This is a genomic window from Tabrizicola sp. T46 (assembly GCF_057219895.1).
In genome coordinates this window covers 328,762-349,670 of record NZ_JBXVVV010000001.1, presented here as the reverse complement: position 1 = coordinate 349,670, position 20,909 = coordinate 328,762, and the positions used below count along the sequence as shown (strand labels likewise).

The following is a 20,909-nucleotide window of genomic DNA, read 5'->3' as shown; positions in this document are numbered from 1 at the left end:
CGGCCCTTTCTGGTTCTGGCTGCCGCCTTATTCCCGGTTGCCCAGGAACTGCAGCAGGAACATGAACATGTTGATGAAGTCGAGATACAGGCTCAGCGCGCCCATGATCGCGGCCTTGCCCAGCCATTCCTGATCCGCCGACATCGCATGCTGGATGTAGGTGTTCTTGATGTTCTGGGTGTCATAGGCGGTCAGACCCGCGAAGATCAGCACGCCAATCACCGAGATCGCGAAGGCGAGCGCGGAGGAGGCGAGGAAGATGTTCACGATCATCGCGACCAGAAGGCCGATCAGACCCATCATCAGGAACGTGCCCATGCCGCTGAGGTCACGCTTGGTGACGTAGCCGTACAGCGACAGGCTGGCGAAGGCGATCGCGGTCACGAAGAAGGTCGTGGCGATCGAAACGCCGGTGAACACCTGGAAGATCCAGGCCATGGAGAGGCCCATCACCGCAGCGAAGGCGTAGAAGAAAAGCTGCGCGGCAGCGGCCGACAGGCGGTTGATCATGGCGCCGAAGGCAAAAGCCATCGCAATGGGGGCGAACATGACGATCCAGCCAAGGATGTTCGGGCTGAGGGTCACGGGGTCGCGGAAGATCGACAGAAGCGCCTCGGAGGTGCCGACCGACCAGGCCACACCACCGGTTACCACCATCGCCACGGACATCAGCCCGTAGACCTTGTTCATATGGGCGCGAAGCCCTTCGTCGATCGCGGCGCGGGCACCAACGCCAACGCTGCGGATCGTATCATATTGAGCCATAGAAGCCTCCGATGTTGTCCCTAAGGGCAACGCCGGGGGGACCGGCGCGACCTCGTGCGTCGAATATTGGGAACCGGACGCCTGAATTCAAGCGCCTTGCCGTCGCAGGCCTGCGCAAAAGTGTAAACCTTTCAATCGCGCCAGTGCAGCGGCGGGTCCCATGGCATGCGGGAGGCCTCGACCTCGGCCTCATGGGGCGTCAGGCCGATGTCGCGCAAGAGGTGCTCATCCAGCCGGCCCAATGCCCGGCGCGACCGGGTGACTTCGGCCATGTCCAGGACATGGCGCAGAAAGCGGGCGGGGCGGATGGCGCCGGACCAAAGCGCCTGAAGGCTGTGGGTGATCATGGCATTTCTCCAATCATCTGGTTTGGTGATGCCGGTCACGTCCAGCATCAGGATGCTTGAAGAATGCCGCATCATGATGCATGATGGAAACGAATGATTGTGACGCCCATCATCAGGATACGTGATATGCCGCGCAACCTTGACCTTGCAGCCCTGCGCTCTTTCGTGACGGTCGCCGAAGTCGGCGGTGTCACGCGGGCGGCGGGCTATCTGAACTTGACGCAGTCGGCGGTGTCGATGCAGATCAAGCGGCTGGAAGAGTCGCTTGGGATGCAGCTTTTCCTTCGGGCCGCGCGCAAGCTTGCGTTGTCGCCAGAGGGCGAGCAGCTTCTGTCCTATGGTCGGCGGATGCTGGCGCTGAACGACGAGGCGCTCTCGCGCTTCTCGGTCGCGGCTTGCTGCGGGCCGATCCGGCTGGGGGTGCCGCATGATGTGGTCTATCCGGCGATCCCGGGACTCCTGCGGCGGATGGCGCAGGCCTACCCGATGGTGCAGGTGAACCTGGTCTCGTCCTTTACCCTGATGCTGAAAGAGGCCTTTGCGCGCGGCGATTTCGACGTGATCCTGACGACCGAGGTCACGCCTGACCCGGGAGCCGAGGTGCTGTCGTCGCGGGCCCTGGTCTGGGTGGGCGCATCCGGCGGCAGCGCCTGGCAGCGGCGGCCCCTGCGGCTGGGGTTCAAGGATACCTGCATTTTCCGGCCCACGGCGCAGGGGGCGCTGGATGTGGCGGGCATCCCCTGGGAGATGGCTACGGGGGGCGAGAGCGAACAGGCGGTCGAAGCGACGGTTGCGGCGGACCTTGCGATCACGGCGCGCATGGCTGGCAGTATCCCTGAAGGAACCGAGGTGATCCAGGGCGACAACCAGTTGCCGGCGCTGGGCGAGATGAAACTGGCATTATACCGCAGCAACCGCCCCTCGGATGAGGCGACCGAACTGCTTCTGTCCGAGCTTCGCTGCGCTTACGGGGCCTGAACCCGGATCACGACCTTGCCGGTCGAGCGGCGGCTGCGCAGGAGCTCCAGCCCTTCGGGCAGGCTTTCGAACGGCAGGACTTGACCGGCGTGGGGCTGCAGCAGGCCGCGCGCCCGCCAGTCCAGAAGCGTCGTCAAGCTGCCCCGGACGCGGGCGGGGGCGAGGCTCTGGTAGGCTCCCAGCCAGAAGCCAATAACCGAAAGGTTGCGAACAAGAAGCTGGTTCGCAGGGATCTGCGGCACCTGCCCGGCGGCAAAGCCGATGGCCAGCAGTCGCCCGTCCGGATTGCAGGCCCGCAACGCCGCGTCAAAGGCCGCGCCGCCGACAACATCGTAGACCACGTCCACCCCGCCTTCAGCCCGCAGCCGGTCCTTCAGCGCGGCGCCTTGCAGCTCCGGGTCCTCGCTGTCGATCAGCACGTCCGCCCCCGCCGCCCTGGCCACCGCCAGACGGTCAGCCCCCCGCGCCGAAGCGATGACCCGGGCGCCAAGGCGCTTTCCGATCTCGACCGCCGTCAGACCGACGCCCCCGGCCGCCCCGGTGACAAACAGCGTTTCGCCGGGTTGCAGGGCCGCCTTCCAGGCCAGCGCCAGATGCGAGGTGGCATAAGCGATCGGAAAGCCTGCGGCCTCCTCGAACGACATCGCATCGGGCAGCGGGGTAAGGTGATGAGCCGGCAGGCACAGCCATTCCGCAAGGGCGCCTGATCCGGGAATGCCAAGAACTCGGGTGCCGGGCGCGGGGCCATTCGTGTCCGGCCCTGAAGACTCGACCGTTCCGGCAAACTCCATCCCCGGAACAAAGGGCAGGGGCGGCTTGACCTGATAGGTGCCGGCCAGCATCAGAAGGTCAGCAAAGTTAAGACCCACCGCGGCAACCCTGACAAGGACCTCGCCTTTTGCGGGAACCGGCCTAGCTTCTTCCGACAGGACCGGCGGGGCCCCCAATGCCGAAATCTTCCACGCACGCATGGTGTTCTCCGCCCCGATGTTTCCGAGTCCTAACATGCGACAGCGCTTCGTCCAGCACTTTGCACGCTCTGGCAACACAAGTTTTATGCAAAACGCTAAGAAACTGAGAAACTCTTTCCAAAATGCAATGCATACTGGAAATCGCCTTTAGGGCGAGTGCCCTGAGTCGAAGTTGCCTGTGAGGCAAAGTAGTTAACAACCGGACCGTGTGTTATACGCTTGTAGAATTGGACCTGTCTTAAAGGTTAGGTTTTCGCACCCCGCAAAACTTTTTTCGTCGAAGCCCCCAGAACGGCAAATCTTGGCACGAAAATTGCTTAGGTATGGGTGTGACGTTCCGTTTCCATTGGAGTGAAGTATGAAGCATCCCGTTGACGCCCATGTCGGCAAGCGCATCCGGCATCGCCGCTGGATGGTGGGCATGACTCAGCAGCAACTGGCCGACAAGGTCGGTATCAAATTCCAGCAGATCCAGAAGTACGAAACGGGCATGAACCGGGTCAGCGCTTCGCGGCTGTGGGATGTGGCCGATGCGCTGGGTGTGTCGATCTCGTTCTTCTTTGAAGGACTTGCCGAGGGCCAGGTTGCCGCGGTCGCTCCGCAGGGCGACATGATGGCTGACAAGGAAGCGCTGGAGCTTGTCCGCTCCTACTATGCGATCCCGGAAGCCCAGCGTCGGCGTCTCTTCGATCTTGCCCGCGTCCTGTCGGACGCTGCCTGATCCCTGCCGCTTGACCTTCGCCCTGCCGGCCATTAGCGCCGGCGGGGCAGGTGACCTTCGCCTGCCTTGCACGAGGTGTGGCGATGCCCGTTTCCCCGACCCTGGCCGATGACCTTGTCGCCACCGCGCATGCGCTGGCTGATGCCGCAAGGGTGGCCACCCTCCAGCATTTTCGCCGAGCCGACCTTGTCGCCGACACCAAGGAGGCCGCGCGCTTTGACCCGGTGACGGCCGCCGACCGGTTGTCCGAGGAACGGATGCGCGCGATCCTGGCCGAGCGCCGGCCAGAGGACGCGATCCTGGGCGAGGAGTTCGGCCCGAAGCCCGGCACCAGCGGCCTGACCTGGGTGCTCGACCCGATCGACGGCACGCGGGGCTATCTTTCCGGCACGCCGACCTGGGGAGTGCTGATCTCGGTCCGCGACGCCGGGGGGCCGATCTATGGCATCATCGACCAGCCGTACATCGGCGAACGGTTCGAAGGGGGCCTTGGCCGCGCGCGGGTCGTGGGACCGATGGGCGAGGCAAGGCTTGCCACCCGCGCAGCGCGTCCCTTGTCCGAGGCGATCCTTTTCTCGACCTTCCCCGAGGTCGGCACGCCAGAGGAAGGTGCCGCCTTCCGCCGGGTCGCCCCCCGAGCAAAGCTCGTCCGCTACGGGACCGACTGCTACGCCTACGCTCTGATTGCGGCGGGGCAGATCGACCTGGTGATCGAGGCTGGCTTGCAGGCCTATGACGTGCAGGCCCCGATCGCCGTGATCGAAGCGGCAGGGGGTGTGGTGACCGACTGGCAGGGCCGCCCGGCCCATGACGGGGGCCGCATCCTTGCTGCCGCGAACCGGGCCATCCATGCCGAGGCGCTGGCGCTTCTCAAGGCGTGACGCTTGCGCTATCAGGCGCGAAACTTGAGGAGACCAAGATGTCCGGCCATGGCGACGCGCAACCGATGAAATCCCGCAAGTCGGGGCCCTTGCGGGGTGTGGCCGAGGTGCCGGGCGACAAGTCGATCAGCCACCGCAGCCTGATCTTCGGCGCGATGGCGGTAGGGGAAACCCGGATATCCGGCCTTCTGGAAGGCCAGGACGTGCTGGACACGGCAAAAGCGATGCGCGCCTTCGGTGCCACAGTGACGCGTCACGGCGAGGGGGCCTGGACCGTGAACGGCGTCGGGGTCGGCGGGTTCCGCGAGCCGGCGGATGTGATCGACTGCGGCAACTCGGGCACCGGGGTGCGGCTGATCATTGGGACGATGGCGACGACCCCGATCACCGCGACTTTCACCGGGGATGCAAGCTTGCGGAAGCGGCCGATGGGGCGGGTGACGGACCCCCTGTCCCTCTTCGGAACCCGCGCCTACGGGCGGCAGGGGGGGCGGCTGCCGATGACGGTGGTTGGGGCCGCGAACCCGGTGCCGGTCAGGTATGCCCTTCCGGTCGCGTCCGCTCAGGTCAAGTCGGCCGTCCTCCTGGCCGGGCTGAACGCGCCGGGCGAGACGGTGGTGATCGAGAAGGAGCCGACGCGCGACCATTCCGAGCGGATGCTGGTGGGCTTCGGGGCGAAACTGCACGTCGAGAAGGGGGCGGAGGGGCATGTCATCACCCTGACCGGCCAGCCGGAGCTGCGGCCGCAGTCGGTCGCCGTGCCGCGCGACCCCTCGAGTGCTGCCTTTCCGGTCTGCGCGGCACTGATCGTCGAGGGGTCGGACATCACCGTTCCTGGCGTCAGCCAGAACCTGACCCGGAACGGGCTGTATCTCACCCTGGTGGAGATGGGGGCCGAGATCGACTTCATGAACCCCCGCGAGGAGGGGGGTGAGCCGGTAGCGGACCTGCGGGTCCGGTTCTCGGGCAACATGAAGGGGATCGAGGTGCCACCCGAGAGGGCACCGTCGATGATCGACGAATACCCCGTCCTGTCGGTGGTCGCGGCCTTCGCGACCGGAAAGACGGTGATGCGGGGGGTGAAGGAGCTGCGGGTCAAGGAAAGCGACCGGATCGACGCGATGGCCCGGGGGCTGGAGGCCTGCGGGGTGAAGGTCGAGGAGGACGAGGATACCCTGATCGTGCACGGGATGGGCGCTGGCGGGGTGCCGGGCGGGGCGACCTGTGCCACCCATATCGACCACCGGATCGCGATGAGCTTTCTTGTCTGCGGGCTGGCTTCGAAAGCCCCCGTTGCGGTCGATGACGGGTCGCCCATCCAGACCTCTTTCCCGGTCTTCGAGGGGCTGATGCGGGGGCTCGGGGCCGAGATCGAGCGGGGGTAGGCGGGAAGTGACCACAGTGGTCAAATTCGGATTACCCAAAGTTATCATATACTTATGCGTGGACGTTAGGGGTTTCTTAACCGGCGGGGAGTCGGGCTGAAGCCCGACCTACGGGGGTTGGACATGATCTTCACGGTGGCGATCGACGGGCCGGCGGCGGCGGGGAAGGGCACCATCGCCCGGGCTGTGGCCGCGCGCTTCGGGTTCCGCCATCTGGATACTGGACTGCTTTACCGCGCGGTGGGGATGAAGGGTGGCGACCCGGTGGCGGCCGCCCGCACCCTTGGCCCCGCTGACCTGGAGCGGGACGGCCTGCGCACGCTGGAGGCGGGGCAGGCGGCAAGCCGGGTTGCGGTGATCCCCGAGGTCCGCGCCGCGCTGGTCGACTTCCAGCGCCGCTTCGCGCGCGCCGAAGGCGGGGCGGTGCTGGACGGGCGCGACATCGGGACGGTGATCTGCCCGGAGGCGGAGGTGAAGCTTTACGTCACCGCCAGCCCCGAGGTCCGCGCGCACCGGCGCTGGCTGGAAGTCGGCGGGGACGAGTCGCGGGTTCTGGCCGAGGTGAAGGAACGCGACGCCCGCGACATGGGGCGGGCAGATGCGCCCTTGCGGGCGGCGGAAGATGCGCTGGTTATCGACACGAGTGAACTCGGGATCGACGAGGCGGTGGCAATGGCCATTGCGGCGGTCACCGGGCGGCTGCCGCGCGGCTGAGTCCCCCCGGCGCGCTTGACGCACCTCTGACGCTTTTTTCGCCCGGCATTGGCGAAACCCTGGCGGGTATTCACGCGGGGAATTGATCGCCTTTTGGTAGAGTGATCAGGTCATCCGGATTTCGGACGACGGATTTCTCAAGCAACCCTTTTCATGACGGAGAGACTGACATGCAACGTGCAAGAGCACTGGGATCGATCCAGGCGGCGGGCATCCTGAACACCAAGCTGACGCTGGCCGAGGTGATGGATGCCGCCTCGAAGATGGAAATCGCCGACGGCATCGGCGCGGGCGAAGAGAACGGCTGGTGGGCCGTTGTCGGGCCGAGCTACGTCGTGGCCGGCGGCGCGGTCGAGCTGGAAGCCCTGTCGAAGGTGCTGCAGCGCTGAACAGCCACGGGACCGGCGCGCGGCTTGCGGCCGGTCCCCTTTCTTTCCCCAGAAAAGCGAGGCGGGGCCACGCGCCCCGGAGAGGCGCATGACATTCACCCTGACCGAGTTCGAACCCCTGCTGGCCGAGTTCGATGGCCATTCCGGCGACCATTCCAAGTGCCTGACCGAACTGGCGATGGCGCTGCATTACCTGCGTCGAGATTATCCCGCGCACCTGTTGGATCAGGATGCGGCGGCGCGGCTGGAGGATGTGATCCATGCCCGGATTCACGAGGAGGGCTGGCTGCGGATGGTGGCCAATGACTTCGTCCTGCACCAATGCGCCACACCTTATGTCTTCCTGCGGCTGGGACCGCGGGCGGCGGAGTTGTATTCGCCGGTGCACGAAGGACTGCTTGACGATCTTGCGGCGGCGGACCGGGTGATGGGCGAACAGACGCCCTACCGGGCGCTGGAGCGGCCCTGGCTTCTGGCGCTGACGGGGCGAGGGAAGCTGCCCGACTGGCGCGGCACGGCGGTGATGCGGGATGCGGTGCGCGCTTATGGGTTCGACCGGGCGATGGCCTATGCTTTCACCCACACGGTCTTTTACGCCAGCGACTTCGGCGCGCGGCCGATGCCCGACCCTGAGGTGCGCGGCGTGGCGCTGATGCTGGCCGCGATGGCGATGGCGCGCAATGACGTCGACCTCTTCTGGGAGTGCTGCATGTGCGCGGTCTGGCAGCCCCTGAACGCATCGGAATGGGCGGGACTGAGCCATTGCATCGCAGAAGTGCGCGACAGGAACCCGGTGCTGTTCGAGGGACGCCTGACCGGCACGGCTTTGCGGCAAGCCTATCACCCGATGCTGGTGCATGACCTTCTGCGCGGGACGGTCCTGGCGCGCTACGGCGTGGATATCCTGACCCATCCCCAAGGAGCGGGTCCGGGCGAGGTGGGGCGGCTGGGCGCCCTCGCCGCGGCGCTGGCTCGGCGGGATGCCGAGGCGATCCGGCGGGCCTATGCGGTCTGCGAGGGCGGCGGCTGGCTGAAGCGCATGGTGGCCGGGCGGCTTGAGACGTTGCAGACGCTGGCGGAACGGAACGTCCTTTTCGCGCGGGAATATGCAGCACTTGGGGTCGGAATGTCGGATGCGGACCTGCATCGTTGCTATGCCCGCCAGATCGGTGAGGTGCGAGCCTCCCTCGCCTGAGCGCATCACTTGCGGGGGTGGCCGGGTTCGGGCAGTCTGGAAACCCTATCCCGGTGGAGTGCGTGGGCCTTGGTTCTGGACGCGATCAGGAAGATGGCTGCAGGGGCCGTGCAGGACCAGATGGCCTCGCTTGGTGCGGCCGTGGCGGCAGGGGTGCTTCTGGCGACGGCCTGGGTGCTGGGGGTGGCGGCGCTGGTGCTGCTGCTGGCTGGTCCGATGGGAATGGTCGGGGCCCTCGCGGTGGTGACGCTGGCGCTTGTGCTCCTTGCGCTGGCCGTCGTCGGGCTGACGCGGCGGCGGAACCGTCTGTCGGCCGAAGCACGGGCCGGGACGCGCGCGCTTTGGACGGCGACGGCGGTGCAGGCGGCGGGAACCTTGCTTCGCCATGGTCCCTTTGGCCGGGGCACTACGCATGCGCCGGCTGAGGTTGCGGGCCTTGGTGGCGCTGCCGGTGAGGGCGGCAAGACGGGGGGTGGTCACCGCTCGGCCCTCCTGATCGGCGGGGGGATCGCGCTGATCCTTCTGGGGATCTTCTACCCCTCCGGCAGCGAGGACAGCGCCGAGGCACATCCGGGGCCAGAGGCTGGACCGGGGCCGGCGGACACCGCCTGACCGCAGGATCGTCTTGCCCTTGCCCCATGACGGCTTTGCCACTATAGAGCGCGCATCCTGAAGCGACATGCCGCCGCCGGTTTTCCGGCCGGTCGGTTTTTTCCATTCGGGGCCAAGACCGGCGGAGCCAACCGCATGGCCAGTGAAAACACGTGAAAAGGAAACTGATCTATATGTGCGCTAAAGCAACCATGGAAGACTTCGAAGCCCTGCTGAAGGAAAGCTTCGAGATCGACACCCCCGAAGAGGGCACTGTCGTAAAGGGCAAGGTCATCGCGATCGAAGCGGGCCAGGCCATCATCGATGTCGGCTACAAGATGGAAGGCCGCATCGACATCAAAGAATTCGCGAACCCCGGCGAGGCCCCGAACATCTCGGTCGGCGATACCGTCGAGGTCTATCTGGACCGCGTGGAAAACGCCCGCGGCGAAGCCCAGATCTCCCGTGAAAAGGCCCGCCGTGAGGAAGCCTGGGACCGTCTGGAAAAAGCCTATGCCGCCGAGCAGCGCGTCGATGGCGCGATCTTCGGTCGGGTCAAGGGCGGCTTCACGGTCGATCTCGGGGGCGCTGTGGCGTTCCTGCCCGGTAGCCAGGTTGACGTCCGCCCGGTGCGTGATGCCGGCCCGCTGATGGGCATGAAGCAGCCGTTCCAGATCCTGAAGATGGACCGTCGCCGCGGCAATATCGTTGTCTCGCGCCGCGCGATCCTGGAAGAAAGCCGTGCGGAACAGCGCGCCGAAGTCATCGGCAACCTGACCGAGGGTCAGACGGTCGACGGCGTGGTCAAGAACATCACCGAATACGGGGCCTTCGTGGACCTGGGCGGTGTGGATGGCCTGCTCCATGTCACCGACATGGCCTGGCGCCGCGTCAACCATCCGTCGGAAATCCTGTCGATCGGCGAGACCGTCAAGGTTCAGGTCATCAAGATCAACAAGGAAACCCACCGCATCTCCTTGGGCATGAAGCAGCTTCAGTCCGACCCGTGGGATGCCGTCGAGAAGATGTATGCGATCGGCACCGTCCACAAGGGCCGCGTCACCAACATCACCGACTACGGCGCCTTCGTGGAGCTGGAAGCGGGCGTCGAGGGCCTGGTTCACGTCAGCGAGATGTCCTGGACCAAGAAGAACGTGCACCCCGGCAAGATCGTGTCGACCAGCCAGGAAGTGGACGTCATGGTGCTGGAAATCGACAGCGCCAAGCGTCGCGTTTCGCTTGGTCTGAAGCAGACCCAGCGCAACCCGTGGGAAGTCTTTGCGGAAACCCACCCGGTCGGTTCGGCCATCGAGGGCGAAGTCAAGAACATCACCGAGTTCGGTCTGTTCGTCGGCCTTGAGAACGACATCGACGGGATGGTCCACCTCTCGGACCTGTCGTGGGACCAGCGTGGCGAGGAAGCGATCCAGAACTACCGCAAGGGCGACACGGTCAAGGCCGCTGTCACCGAGGTGGATGTCGAGAAGGAACGCATCAGCCTGTCGATCAAGGCGCTGGGCGACGACACCTTCACCGATGCGGTGGATGGCGTGAAGCGTGGTGCGGTGATCACCGTGACCGTGACCGCGATCGAAGAGGGCGGGATCGAGGTGGAGTACAACGGCGCCAAGTCGTTCATCCGCCGGTCCGACCTTGCGCGAGACCGTGCCGACCAGCGCCCCGAGCGCTTCCAGGTCGGTGACCACGTCGACGTCCGCGTGACCAACATCGATCCGAAGACCCGCAAGCTGGGCCTGTCGATCAAGGCGCGCGAGATCGCCGAAGAGAAGGAAGCCGTCGAACAGTACGGCTCGTCCGATTCGGGCGCCTCGCTGGGCGACATCCTGGGCGCCGCTCTGAAGGACCGCAGCTGAGTTAGCGTTACCGATGATTGAATGGAAAGGCCCCGCCACACGCGGGGCCTTTTGCATTCAGGCGCCAAGTCCCCGTTTTTGTTTGTCAGCGGCCAAATCCTGTCGTTATAGTCCGGCAGAACAACAGCGTGGCGGTCGCCTGCCAGGGACCGAACCACAGGGGGGACAACGGATGATCCGTTCCGAACTGATCCAGAAAATCGCCGATGAGAATCCGCATCTGACGCAGCGTCATGTCGAGCGGATCGTGAACACGGTCTTCGAGGAAATCGTCGACGCGCTTGCCAAGGGCGACCGGGTGGAGCTGCGCGGCTTTGGGGCGTTCTCGGTGAAATCGCGCGAGGCCCGCGTTGGCCGCAACCCGCGGACGGGCGAGGCGGTGAAGGTCGATGACAAGAAGGTGCCGTTCTTCAAGACCGGCAAGCTTCTGCGCGACCGGCTGAACGGCAAGTGATGGCAGGCACCCGGGGCTGAGCGCGGCTTGCGCCCGCCGGGATTCGCGCCGATATTGAGGGCGACCACTGGGGGCCGACCCGCATGATCCGTTATCTGAGACTGGTGTTCCTGGGCCTGCTTGGTCTGGCGCTTATTGCGGTTGCGGTGGCCAACCGGAATCCTGTGGAAGTGCGGCTGCTGCCGGTCGACCTGGCCGAGCTGACCGGTCTGACCTGGGCGATGGAGCTGCCCCTCTTCCTGGTGATCTTCGCGGCGATCATCGCGGGAATCCTTGTGGGGTTCATCTGGGAATGGTTCCGCGAACACGGCCACCGCGCCACCGCCAGCCAGAAGGCGCGCGAAGTGGCCCGTCTGGAGCGGGAGCTTGCGGTAATGCGGGATGCCAACGCGGTTCCACCGAGGGATGAAGTGCTGGCGCTTCTCGAGCAGCCGAAGGCACGCTGATGCGCGCGGTCCGGGTCAAGATCTGCGGGCTTCGGACCGAAGCCGATGTCGCTGCGGTTGCGGCGGCGGGGGCGGCCTATGCGGGCTTTGTCTTCTTTGCGAAAAGCCCGCGCAACCTTGGGGTGGCCGAGGCGCGGGCGCTGGCGCTGGCGGCGCCCGAGGGCCTGTGCAAGGTGGCGCTGACGGTCGATGCCGATGATGTCACGCTTGACGCCATCGTGGACGCTGTGCCGCTGGACATGCTGCAACTGCACGGCCACGAGACGCCGGACCGCGTGGCCGCGGTCAGGGCGCGCTATGGCCTGCCGGTGATGAAGGCGATGGGCGTGGCGGATGAGGGCGACCTTGCCGGGCTGATCGAGATGAGCCTTGCGGCCGACCAGCTTCTGATCGACGCCAAGCCGCCGAAGGGTGCCGCACTGCCGGGGGGCAATGGGCTGGCCTTCGACTGGCGGCTTCTGGTCGGGCGGAAATGGCTGAAGCCATGGATGCTGGCGGGAGGCTTGACGCCGGAGAACGTGGCCGAGGCGATCCGGCTGACCGGGGCGCGGCAGGTCGACGTCTCGTCTGGCGTCGAAAGCGCGCCGGGGGTGAAGGACGCCGGCCGGATCGCGGCTTTTGTCGAGGCGGCGCAAGGGGTGAAGGCGGGCGTGCCGATCCTGCGGTAAACGAATTTTCTGCGAAAATTCGGGGCTGCCTTTGGCAGCCGGCCTCCGGCGGGGATATTTGAAGACGAAGAATGAAGCTTTGGCTGGGCCTTTTCCCGCCGGGGCAATCGCGTTACATCCGGGGAAACAAGAGGGGTGCACCATGGCCGAGGACGGGTTGAACAGCTTCATGACGGGGCCGGATGAGCAGGGGCGCTTCGGCCTTTTCGGCGGGCGTTTCGTCAGCGAGACGCTGATGCCGCTGATCCTGGAACTGGAAGAGCGCTACAACCACGCCAAGACAGACCCGAGCTTCTGGGCCGAGATGGACGACCTCTGGAAGCATTACGTGGGCCGCCCCTCGCCGCTTTACTTCGCACCGCGGCTGACCGAGCACCTTGGCGGGGCCAAGGTCTATATGAAGCGCGACGAGCTGAACCACACCGGCGCCCACAAGATCAACAACGTGCTGGGCCAGATCATCCTTGCCCGCCGCATGGGCAAGACCCGGATCATCGCCGAGACGGGTGCAGGCCAGCACGGCGTGGCGACGGCCACGGTCTGCGCGAAGTTCGGGTTGAAATGCGTGGTCTACATGGGCGCGCATGACGTGGAGCGGCAGGCGCCGAACGTGTTCCGGATGCGGCTTCTGGGGGCCGAGGTGATCCCGGTCACCTCCGGCCGCGGCACGCTGAAGGACGCGATGAACGATGCGCTGCGGGATTGGGTGACCAACGTGCGCGACACCTTCTACTGCATCGGCACGGTCGCGGGGCCGCACCCTTACCCGGCGATGGTGCGCGACTTCCAGTCGATCATCGGCAAGGAGGTGCGCTGGCAGCTGGCCGAGCAGGAGGGCGAGGGGCGGCTGCCGGACGTCGTGGTCGCGGCGATCGGCGGCGGGTCGAACGCGATGGGCCTCTTCTATCCGTTCCTCGACGACCCTTCGGTGCGGATCATCGGGGTCGAGGCGGGTGGCAAGGGCGTGGACGACCGGATGCAGCATTGCGCATCCCTGACCGGCGGGCGGCCGGGCGTGCTGCACGGGAACCGGACCTACCTGCTGCAGGATGCCGACGGGCAGATCCTCGAGGGCTTCTCGATCTCGGCCGGTCTCGACTATCCGGGAATCGGGCCGGAGCATTCCTGGCTGCATGACGTGGGCCGCGCGGAGTATGTCAGCATCACCGATGCCGAGGCGCTGGAGGCGTTCCAGCTGTGCTGCCGCCTTGAGGGAATCATCCCCGCGCTGGAGCCGAGCCACGCGCTGGCGCATGTGACGAAGATCGCGCCGACATTGCCGAAGGACCAGATCATTGTGATGAACATGTGTGGGCGCGGCGACAAGGACATCTTCACGGTGGCGAGGCACCTTGGCTTCGACATGAAGGTGTGATGATATAAACCATTGATTTGAAATGGTAATGCAGGGCCGGGGCGCAAGCTTCCGGCCCGTTTCACTTCCGCTGCGCGGGCTTTCCGGCGCCCGTAAGCGGGGCATAAACCGCAGTTTAGGCGGATCGCCCTTCGGTTTATCGACGCCGATTAAACCCCGGGCCAATTTCCAACCCAGCCTGACGCCGTGTTTCTGGGGTCATCCCGCAACCGAGATGATGCGCATCCGGACGGGTCGGACAGATGACAGGAACGGAGTACGACAGATGAAACTGAAAACCAGACTGATGATGTTCACCGCCGCCGCAGCCCTTTCCGGGACCATGGCCTTTGCCGCGATCAACCCGCAGACGCTGGCGGACGCCTACATCCGCGAGGGCTACAGCTATGTCGAGGTCAAGGTCGGCCCGACCCAGACGAAGCTTGAGGCCGTGAAGGGTGATCGCAAGGTCGAAGTCATTTATGACAACGCCAGCGGCCAGCCGATCAAGCAGGAATTCGAGGATGCCGATGACGACTACATCGGGCGGACTGGCGTGGAGATCGAGGACTCGCAGCGGGATTTCGTTGGCGGCGATGACGACGACGACGGCGATGACGACGACAGCGATGATGACGACGACGACAGCGATGACGATGATGACGACGACAACTCCGGCAGTGACGACGATGACGACGAAGATGACGACGACGACTCCGGCAATGACGACGATGACGACGATGACAACGACGATAACTCGGGCAGCGACGACGACGACGATGGGGATGACGGCGACGAGGACTGATCGCGCCGCGTAAATGGTTTGGCGGGCCCCGGTATTGCCGGGGCCTGCCGCATGGCACATAGTTGGTGCCGGAAAAGGGGCGGAAGGAAATGAAACGCCGTGACTTCATGTCCGGACTGGTTGCAGCGGCGATCCTGTCCGGGCCCGCGCTGGCCCAGGATTATGTTGCCAGCGTGATTTCACAGCTGGAGCGGATGGGTTTCCGCATTGTCCGCCAGGAACGGACATTGCTTGGCCGTGTCCGTATCGTCGGCATGCGGGGCGACGGTCGGCGCGAGATCATCATCAATCCGAATAGCGGCGAGATTCTCCGCGACCTCTGGTCGCCGACCAGCGGCGGGAGCCGCACCTCCACCATCATCGAGGACAAGTCGGGCAGCAGCAGCTCGGGCTCGGGTAGCGCCGATGATGATGATGACGACGATGACGATGATGGCGATGATGGAGGAAGTGACAACAGCGGAAGCGGTAGCAGCAACAGCGGCGGCGGCGGCGATGATGATGACGACAGCGGCGGCGACGACGACAATGACGGCGGCGGCGACGACGATGACGATGACGATGACTGACGTCGCGCCTCATCACACCGGCTGCGAACCCTGGTGGATGGCCTCACGGTGAGACGCGCCTTCCCGATTGCCCTTGTCCTTCTGGTTCAGGCGCTGTGCGCGACGTTCTTTTCATGGGACATCCTGACCTCGGTCCTCGGCATCGAGACCGAGCCGGTCAGCTGGGAACTGCGCGAGCTGATGGAGATCGGCGCGGCGGTGGGGCTGATGCTGGGCGTGGTCGTCGGGGCCTTCGTGCTGCGCCGGGCGCTTCTTGACCGGAACCGGGCGGAAGAAAAGCTACGCCGCGCGTCGGGGGCGTTCATGGACCTTCTGGAAGAGCGTTTCACCGCCTGGGGCCTGACCCCGTCGGAACGGGACGTGGCCCTCTTTGCGATCAAGGGGATGTCGACGGCCGAGATCGCGACCCTGCGGTCGACCAGCGAAGGCACCGTCAAGGCGCAGACCAACGCGATCTACCGCAAGGCGGGCGTCACCGGGCGGCCCCAGCTTCTGTCCCTGTTCATCGATGACCTGATCGGGGATACCGGCGTGATCCGCCCGCCGATTGACGGGGCGGACGACAAGCCATCGGCCCGGACGGCGTGACGCTGCCCTAGCCGTCCAGCGCCGAGGCCTTCAGGGCGTCGAGGGGCACGACGTCCAGCGTCGCGCGATGCGTGGCGGCAAGGCGTACCTTCGGTGCGGCACCTTCCTGATAGGCCTGAAGGAAGCGGCTGGCGCAGAGGCACCACTGGTCCCCCGGCTTCAGCCCGACAAAGCCGTATTCCGGGCGCGGTGTCGAAAGGTCGTTGCCAAGGTATTTCGACAGGGCCAGGAACTCGGCCGTCATGGTGGCGCAGACCGTGTGCTGCCCGCGGTCCATCGGGCCGGTGTTGCAGCAGCCGTCGCGGAAGAACCCGGTGACCGGATCGTTGGAACAGGGCTCGAGAGGGCCGCCCAGAACGTTGACTGATGGTTCCTTCATCCCTGGCTCCCCTGCTTGCCTTTCGCGGCGGCCTGCCCAACTCTGCACCAAGGATCGCTGAAAGGGCCACCGATGGAAAGCCTTGCCGAAGACCTTGCGACAATGGTGCGCAGGCCGCTGCATGAGGACCATGTCGCCGCCATGCGCCGGATCGGCACCCTGCGCGAGGTGGCGGAGGGCGAGATCTTCCTGCGGACGGGCGACCCGGCCGATATGTTCTTCTTCGTCCTGAAGGGCAGCTTCCAGCTGTGGGACGAGGCGGCGGGCCGTCCCCTGAACGCCAATATCCTGGGCGAGGGCCAGTTCATCGGCGAGATCGCCTTTCTGACCGGGGGGCGGATGCTTTACACGATGCGTGCGGTCAGCCCGGCCGAGGTGCTGGCCGTTCCGCGTGATGCGATGCTGCGGCTGATGGCGGCGGAACCCGAGATGTCGGACATCATCGTCTCGGTCTTTGCCGCCCGGCGGCGCGCGATGCTGGAGCGGACAACGGACGCCATCACCATCGTGGGCCACCCGGACGACCGGCAGGTGCGGCTCGTCGCGGCCTTCTGCGTACGCAACAAGCTGCCGGTGAAGGTGATCGACCCGGCCTCCGAAGCGGCCGGCGACTGGGGCCGGACCTGCAGCTTTGCGCCCGAAGCAGGGCCCAAGGTGATCTTCGGCGCGCGCGAGGTCCTGCGCGACTGCACGCCCCTGGCGATTGCCGAACGGATCGGCATCGCCTTTTCGCCCACCGATGCGACCTTTGACGTGGTGATCGTCGGCGGGGGCCCGGCAGGGGTCTCGGCGGCGGTCTATGCCGGGGCCGAGGGCCTCGGCGCGCTGGTGGTCGAGGATCTGGCGATCGGCGGGCAGGCGGGGGCCTCGAGCCGGATCGAGAATTACATGGGCTTTCCGACCGCGATCACCGGGGCCGACCTCTGTTTCCGGGGCGCGTTGCAGGCGATGAAGTTCGGGACCCGCTTTGCCATTCCCCACCGGGTGAGCGGGATCGACCCCGAGGGCGGCGACTGGTGCCTGACGCTGGACAACGGGGCGCGGGTCCTCGCGCGGTCGGTGATCGTGGCTACCGGGGTGGAATACCGCCGCCTGCCCATCGACCGGCTGGAGCATTTCGAGAAGGCGGGCGTCTACTATGCCGCGACCGAGATCGAGGCGCGCTGGTGCCGCGACGCTGAGGTGGTGGTGATCGGCGGCGGCAACTCGGCCGGGCAGGCGGCGATGTTCCTGTCGCGGAGCACGAAGCATGTGCATGTGCTGGTGCGCGGCAAGGGCCTGGCCGAAAGCATGTCGTCCTACCTGATCGAGCGGCTGGTGCAGACGCCGAACATCACCATCCACTATCGCGCGCAGCTGGTGGCGCTGGAGGGCGAGCGGTCGCTGCAGTCGGTCACCATCCACAGTGCCGAGGACGGGCAGGACTGGGTGATTGACGCCCGCGCCGTGTTCGTGATGGTTGGGGCCGCGCCGAACACCGGCTGGCTGCAGGGGCGGGTGGCGGTGGACGGGCAGGGCTTTGTCCTGACGGGCGAGGCGGCGGGGGCGGGGGCGCGGGGGCGCTATGCGACCTCCTGTCCCGGCATCTATGCGGTGGGCGACGTGCGGGCCGGGTCGGTCAAACGGGTGGCCGCGGGCGTAGGGGAGGGGTCGGTGGTGATTTCCGAGGTGTGGAAGTACCTGAACCCCTGAGCCACTGGCCGTCGGGATGTCCAACGCGCCCCGGGCCATCGGGTTCGGACCCTTTACCGCGCCCGTGCTGCCGCCTATAACGCCCGCCATGGAATACGGGCTGATCTCGCGTCGAATTAGCGGCCCGGCAGGCTGATCCCCAGCCGCCGGGTTCATTGCGCTTGGCCGATCCCCCCCTTTGACCGCGAGTTCTCCCATGCCTTCCGACACGACCGACACGACCGTTCCCGACTACCGCGATACCGTGTTTCTGCCCGAGACCGCCTTTCCGATGCGCGCGGGCCTGCCCCAGCGCGAGCCCGACTGGCTGGCGCGGTGGGAGCGGATCGGCGTCTATGACCGCCTGCGGGAGAATGCCAAGGGGCGGGCGCCCTTCGTGCTGCATGACGGGCCTCCTTACGCCAACGGGCACCTCCACATCGGCCACGCGCTGAACAAGGTGTTGAAGGACATGGTGGTGCGGTCCCAGCAGATGATGGGCCGCGATGCGCGCTATGTGCCGGGGTGGGACTGTCATGGTCTTCCGATCGAGTGGAAGATCGAGGAGCAGTACCGGGCGAAGGGCCTGAACAAGGATGACGTCGATACGGTGGCCTTCCGCCAGGAATGCCGCCGCTTTGCCGAGGGCTGGATCGACGTCCAGCGCGAGGAATTCAAGCGGCTTGGCGTGACGGGGAAGTGGGACCGTCCCTATCTGACGATGGACTACCACGCCGAAGCTGTGATCGCCGACGAGTTCATGACCTTCCTGATGAACGGGACGCTCTACCAGGGCTCCAAACCCGTGATGTGGTCGCCGGTTGAAAAGACCGCGCTGGCGGAAGCCGAGGTGGAGTATCACGACCATACCAGCCACCAGGTCTGGGTGGCGTTTCCGGTGGTCGCTGCGGACAGCTTCGCGGAAACCGGGGCCTGCATCCGGACTGACCTTCTGGCGTCGCGGGTGGTGATCTGGACGACGACACCCTGGACCATCCCGCAGAACCGGGCCGTGGCCTACAATCCCGAGGTGTCCTACGGCCTTTACGAAGTGACGGGCCGCCCGCAGGAAAGCGCGGTGACCATCGGTTTCACTTACCTGATGGCCGACACCCTGGCCGAGCAGGTCTTTGCGGCGGCAAAGCTGGACGGCACAATGTACCGCCGGCTGCGCGGTGTCTCGGCTGACGAATTGCGCGGCCTTGTGCTGGCGCATCCATTCCGCGGTGTGGAAGGTGGCAGTGCGGAGTGGGACTATGACGTTCCGATGCTGCCGGGCGACCATGTGACCGACGATGCCGGGACAGGTTTCGTCCACACCGCCCCCAGCCACGGCGATGACGACTACCAGATGGGCGTGAAGTTCGGCCTGCCGATGACCTGGAACGTCGAGGCGGACGGGTCCTACCGCGCGGACCTTCCCTTGTTCGGCGGGCAGCACATCATCACGCCCGAAGGCAAGGAAGGCCCGGCAAACGTCAGCGTGATCAAGCAGCTGGCCTATTCCGGTGCGCTCTTCGCCAAGGGGAAGTTCAAGCACCAGTATCCGCACTCCTGGCGGTCGAAGGCTCCGGTCATCTTCCGCAACACGCCGCAGTGGTTCGTGGCGATCGACCGGGTGCTGGATGACGGCATGTCGACCTATGGGGACACGATCCGGAGCCGGGCGCTGAACTCGATCAATCAGCTTGTGGAATGGACGCCCGCAACCGGGCGGAACCGTCTTCATTCGATGATCGAGGCGCGGCCGGACTGGGTCCTGTCGCGCCAGCGTGCCTGGGGCGTGCCGCTGACCTGTTTCGTGAAGAAGGGTGCCAGGCCGGATGCGGCAGACTTTCTTCTGAAGAACGCCGAGGTCAACGCAAGGATCAAGGCGGCCTTCGAAGCGGACGGCGCCGATGTATGGTATGTGCAAGGATTCAAGGAAAAGATGCTGTCCGGCATCGTGAATCCGCAGGATTATGAACAGGTCTTCGACGTGCTGGACGTGTGGTTCGATAGTGGCTCCACCCACGCTTTCGTCCTGCGCGACCGCGAGGATGGGTCGGCGGACGGGTTGGCCGACCTTTACCTCGAGGGCACCGACCAGCATCGCGGCTGGTTCCATTCCTCGATGCTGCAGGCCTGCGGCACCAAGGGCCGCGCGCCCTATCGCGGCGTGCTGACCCACGGCTTCACGCTGGACGAGAAGGGCATGAAGATGTCCAAGTCGCTCGGCAATACGGTGGCCCCGCAGGAGGTGATCGGCGAATATGGGGCCGACATCCTGCGGCTTTGGGTGGCGCAGTCGGACTACACGGTCGACCTTCGGATCGGGAAGGAGATCCTGAAAGGCGTCGCCGACAGCTACCGCCGTCTCCGCAACACCATGCGCTACATGCTGGGCGCGCTGGCGGGGTTCTCGGACGCCGAGCGGGTGGAGCCGGCCCGGATGCCGGAGCTTGAACGTTGGGTCCTGCATCGGTTGGCCGAACTCGACGCGGAAGTGCGCGAGGGCTATGCGAAGTATGACTTCCAGGGCGTGTTCCAGAAGCTTTTCACCTTCTGCACCACGGACCTGTCGGCGATCTATTTCGACATCCGAAAGGACGCGCTTTACTGCGATGCGCCCGCGTCCCTGCGCCGCCGCGCCTGCCGGACGGTGATGGACCTTCTGTTCCACCGCCTGACAACTTGGCTTGCACCGGTCCTCGTCTTCACCATGGAGGAAGTCTGGCTGGAGCGGTTCCCGGGCGAGCAGTCGAGCATCCACCTCGTGGACTTCCCGGACACGCCGGAAACCTGGCGCGACGAAGCCTTGGCGGCGAAGTGGAACACGATCCGCGATGCCCGCCGCGTGGTCACCGGCGCGCTCGAGGTGCAGCGGACGGCGAAGGTGATCGGGGCGAGCCTTGAGGCCGCGCCCGAGGTCTTCGTCTCGCCCACCATGGCCGGGCTTCTGGGCAGTGTCGACTTTGCCGAGCTTTGCATCACCTCGGACCTTGCGCTCCGGACCTCGGAGCCGCCAGCGGACGCTTTTGCACTGTCGGATGTTCCGGAGGTGGCGGTTCTGTTCCACCCGGCGCGCGGTCAGAAATGCGAACGCTGCTGGAAGGTCCTGCCGGATGTGGGCACACACAAGCATCCTGGCACCTGTCAACGCTGCAACGACGCGCTGGGGTGAC

Annotated in this window: 22 protein-coding genes; 18 read left to right on the top strand and 4 right to left on the bottom strand. The window is 65.7% G+C overall.

Going from position 1 to position 20,909, the window contains the following annotated elements; genetic code table 11:
- Nucleotides 1-27: 27 nt before the first annotated feature.
- Both AC2D9V_RS01810 and AC2D9V_RS01805 read right to left on the bottom strand, forming a co-directional pair.
- Nucleotides 28-765: a Bax inhibitor-1/YccA family protein gene (locus AC2D9V_RS01810; protein WP_484712324.1), complete on the bottom strand. Its 738-nt coding sequence runs from the start codon at nucleotides 763-765 to the stop codon at nucleotides 28-30.
- 131 nt (nucleotides 766-896) lie between these two features.
- On the bottom strand, nucleotides 897-1,187 hold the full coding sequence (locus tag AC2D9V_RS01805; protein ID WP_484712323.1) for a DUF1127 domain-containing protein: 291 nt from the start codon (nucleotides 1,185-1,187) through the stop codon (nucleotides 897-899).
- Nucleotides 1,188-1,238: 51 nt separating this feature from the next.
- On the opposite strand from AC2D9V_RS01805, the gene AC2D9V_RS01800 reads away from it, so the two are divergent.
- On the top strand, nucleotides 1,239-2,090 hold the full coding sequence (locus AC2D9V_RS01800) for a LysR family transcriptional regulator (protein ID WP_484712322.1): 852 nt from the start codon (nucleotides 1,239-1,241) through the stop codon (nucleotides 2,088-2,090).
- On the opposite strand, the gene AC2D9V_RS01795 is transcribed toward AC2D9V_RS01800, so the two are convergent.
- The gene (locus AC2D9V_RS01795; RefSeq protein ID WP_484713390.1) at nucleotides 2,078-3,061 is read right to left on the bottom strand and encodes an NADPH:quinone oxidoreductase family protein; all 984 of its coding nucleotides are present in this window, start codon (nucleotides 3,059-3,061) and stop codon (nucleotides 2,078-2,080) included. The genes AC2D9V_RS01800 and AC2D9V_RS01795 overlap by 13 nt on opposite strands.
- A gap of 358 nt (nucleotides 3,062-3,419) precedes the next feature.
- On the opposite strand from AC2D9V_RS01795, the gene AC2D9V_RS01790 reads away from it, so the two are divergent.
- The 15 genes from AC2D9V_RS01790 to AC2D9V_RS01720 all read left to right on the top strand — a co-directional run bounded on the left by AC2D9V_RS01790 (nucleotide 3,420) and on the right by AC2D9V_RS01720 (nucleotide 15,695).
- Complete coding sequence (locus AC2D9V_RS01790) at nucleotides 3,420-3,782, top strand: helix-turn-helix domain-containing protein (protein ID WP_484712321.1); 363 nt, start codon at nucleotides 3,420-3,422, stop codon at nucleotides 3,780-3,782.
- An 83-nt stretch (nucleotides 3,783-3,865) separates the two neighbouring features.
- The gene (gene hisN / locus AC2D9V_RS01785; RefSeq protein ID WP_484712320.1) at nucleotides 3,866-4,663 is read left to right on the top strand and encodes a histidinol-phosphatase; all 798 of its coding nucleotides are present in this window, start codon (nucleotides 3,866-3,868) and stop codon (nucleotides 4,661-4,663) included.
- A gap of 38 nt (nucleotides 4,664-4,701) precedes the next feature.
- Entirely contained in the window at nucleotides 4,702-6,048 is a 1,347-nt protein-coding gene (gene aroA / locus AC2D9V_RS01780; protein ID WP_484712319.1) for a 3-phosphoshikimate 1-carboxyvinyltransferase, read from the top strand.
- A 123-nt stretch (nucleotides 6,049-6,171) separates the two neighbouring features.
- The gene (locus AC2D9V_RS01775) at nucleotides 6,172-6,762 is read left to right on the top strand and encodes a (d)CMP kinase (RefSeq protein ID WP_484712318.1); all 591 of its coding nucleotides are present in this window, start codon (nucleotides 6,172-6,174) and stop codon (nucleotides 6,760-6,762) included.
- Between the two features lie 170 nt (nucleotides 6,763-6,932).
- Nucleotides 6,933-7,151 carry a hypothetical protein gene (locus tag AC2D9V_RS01770; protein ID WP_484712317.1) on the top strand — a complete coding sequence of 73 codons (219 nt, stop codon included), beginning with the start codon at nucleotides 6,933-6,935 and terminating at the stop codon, nucleotides 7,149-7,151.
- A gap of 88 nt (nucleotides 7,152-7,239) precedes the next feature.
- Complete coding sequence (locus tag AC2D9V_RS01765; protein WP_484712316.1) at nucleotides 7,240-8,346, top strand: DUF6895 family protein; 1,107 nt, start codon at nucleotides 7,240-7,242, stop codon at nucleotides 8,344-8,346.
- A gap of 93 nt (nucleotides 8,347-8,439) precedes the next feature.
- Entirely contained in the window at nucleotides 8,440-8,958 is a 519-nt protein-coding gene (locus AC2D9V_RS01760) for a hypothetical protein (RefSeq protein ID WP_484712315.1), read from the top strand.
- A 173-nt stretch (nucleotides 8,959-9,131) separates the two neighbouring features.
- The gene (gene rpsA, locus AC2D9V_RS01755) at nucleotides 9,132-10,811 is read left to right on the top strand and encodes a 30S ribosomal protein S1 (protein ID WP_484712314.1); all 1,680 of its coding nucleotides are present in this window, start codon (nucleotides 9,132-9,134) and stop codon (nucleotides 10,809-10,811) included.
- 172 nt (nucleotides 10,812-10,983) lie between these two features.
- The gene (gene ihfB / locus AC2D9V_RS01750; protein ID WP_484712313.1) at nucleotides 10,984-11,265 is read left to right on the top strand and encodes an integration host factor subunit beta; all 282 of its coding nucleotides are present in this window, start codon (nucleotides 10,984-10,986) and stop codon (nucleotides 11,263-11,265) included.
- Between the two features lie 83 nt (nucleotides 11,266-11,348).
- Nucleotides 11,349-11,711 carry a LapA family protein gene (locus tag AC2D9V_RS01745; RefSeq protein WP_484712312.1) on the top strand — a complete coding sequence of 121 codons (363 nt, stop codon included), beginning with the start codon at nucleotides 11,349-11,351 and terminating at the stop codon, nucleotides 11,709-11,711.
- The gene (locus tag AC2D9V_RS01740; protein ID WP_484712311.1) at nucleotides 11,711-12,379 is read left to right on the top strand and encodes a phosphoribosylanthranilate isomerase; all 669 of its coding nucleotides are present in this window, start codon (nucleotides 11,711-11,713) and stop codon (nucleotides 12,377-12,379) included. The genes AC2D9V_RS01745 and AC2D9V_RS01740 overlap by 1 nt, the downstream gene beginning before the upstream one ends.
- A gap of 142 nt (nucleotides 12,380-12,521) precedes the next feature.
- Nucleotides 12,522-13,754: a tryptophan synthase subunit beta gene (gene trpB / locus AC2D9V_RS01735; protein WP_484712310.1), complete on the top strand. Its 1,233-nt coding sequence runs from the start codon at nucleotides 12,522-12,524 to the stop codon at nucleotides 13,752-13,754.
- 265 nt (nucleotides 13,755-14,019) lie between these two features.
- Entirely contained in the window at nucleotides 14,020-14,538 is a 519-nt protein-coding gene (locus AC2D9V_RS01730) for a C2 domain-containing protein (protein WP_484712309.1), read from the top strand.
- An 89-nt stretch (nucleotides 14,539-14,627) separates the two neighbouring features.
- Nucleotides 14,628-15,107, top strand: coding sequence for a hypothetical protein (locus AC2D9V_RS01725; protein ID WP_484712308.1), 480 nt, complete (start codon nucleotides 14,628-14,630; stop codon nucleotides 15,105-15,107).
- 48 nt (nucleotides 15,108-15,155) lie between these two features.
- Nucleotides 15,156-15,695 carry a helix-turn-helix transcriptional regulator gene (locus tag AC2D9V_RS01720; RefSeq protein WP_484712307.1) on the top strand — a complete coding sequence of 180 codons (540 nt, stop codon included), beginning with the start codon at nucleotides 15,156-15,158 and terminating at the stop codon, nucleotides 15,693-15,695.
- Between the two features lie 7 nt (nucleotides 15,696-15,702).
- Here the strand turns inward: AC2D9V_RS01720 and AC2D9V_RS01715 are convergent, their stop codons facing one another.
- The gene (locus tag AC2D9V_RS01715) at nucleotides 15,703-16,074 is read right to left on the bottom strand and encodes a DUF2237 family protein (RefSeq protein ID WP_484712306.1); all 372 of its coding nucleotides are present in this window, start codon (nucleotides 16,072-16,074) and stop codon (nucleotides 15,703-15,705) included.
- 72 nt (nucleotides 16,075-16,146) lie between these two features.
- Between AC2D9V_RS01715 and AC2D9V_RS01710 the strand changes: the two genes are divergently transcribed.
- Nucleotides 16,147-17,766, top strand: coding sequence for an FAD-dependent oxidoreductase (locus AC2D9V_RS01710; RefSeq protein ID WP_484712305.1), 1,620 nt, complete (start codon nucleotides 16,147-16,149; stop codon nucleotides 17,764-17,766).
- Between the two features lie 196 nt (nucleotides 17,767-17,962).
- A complete protein-coding gene (gene ileS, locus AC2D9V_RS01705; protein ID WP_484712304.1) occupies nucleotides 17,963-20,908 on the top strand; it encodes an isoleucine--tRNA ligase in 2,946 nt (981 codons plus the stop codon).
- The last annotated feature ends 1 nt before the right edge of the window (nucleotide 20,909 follow it).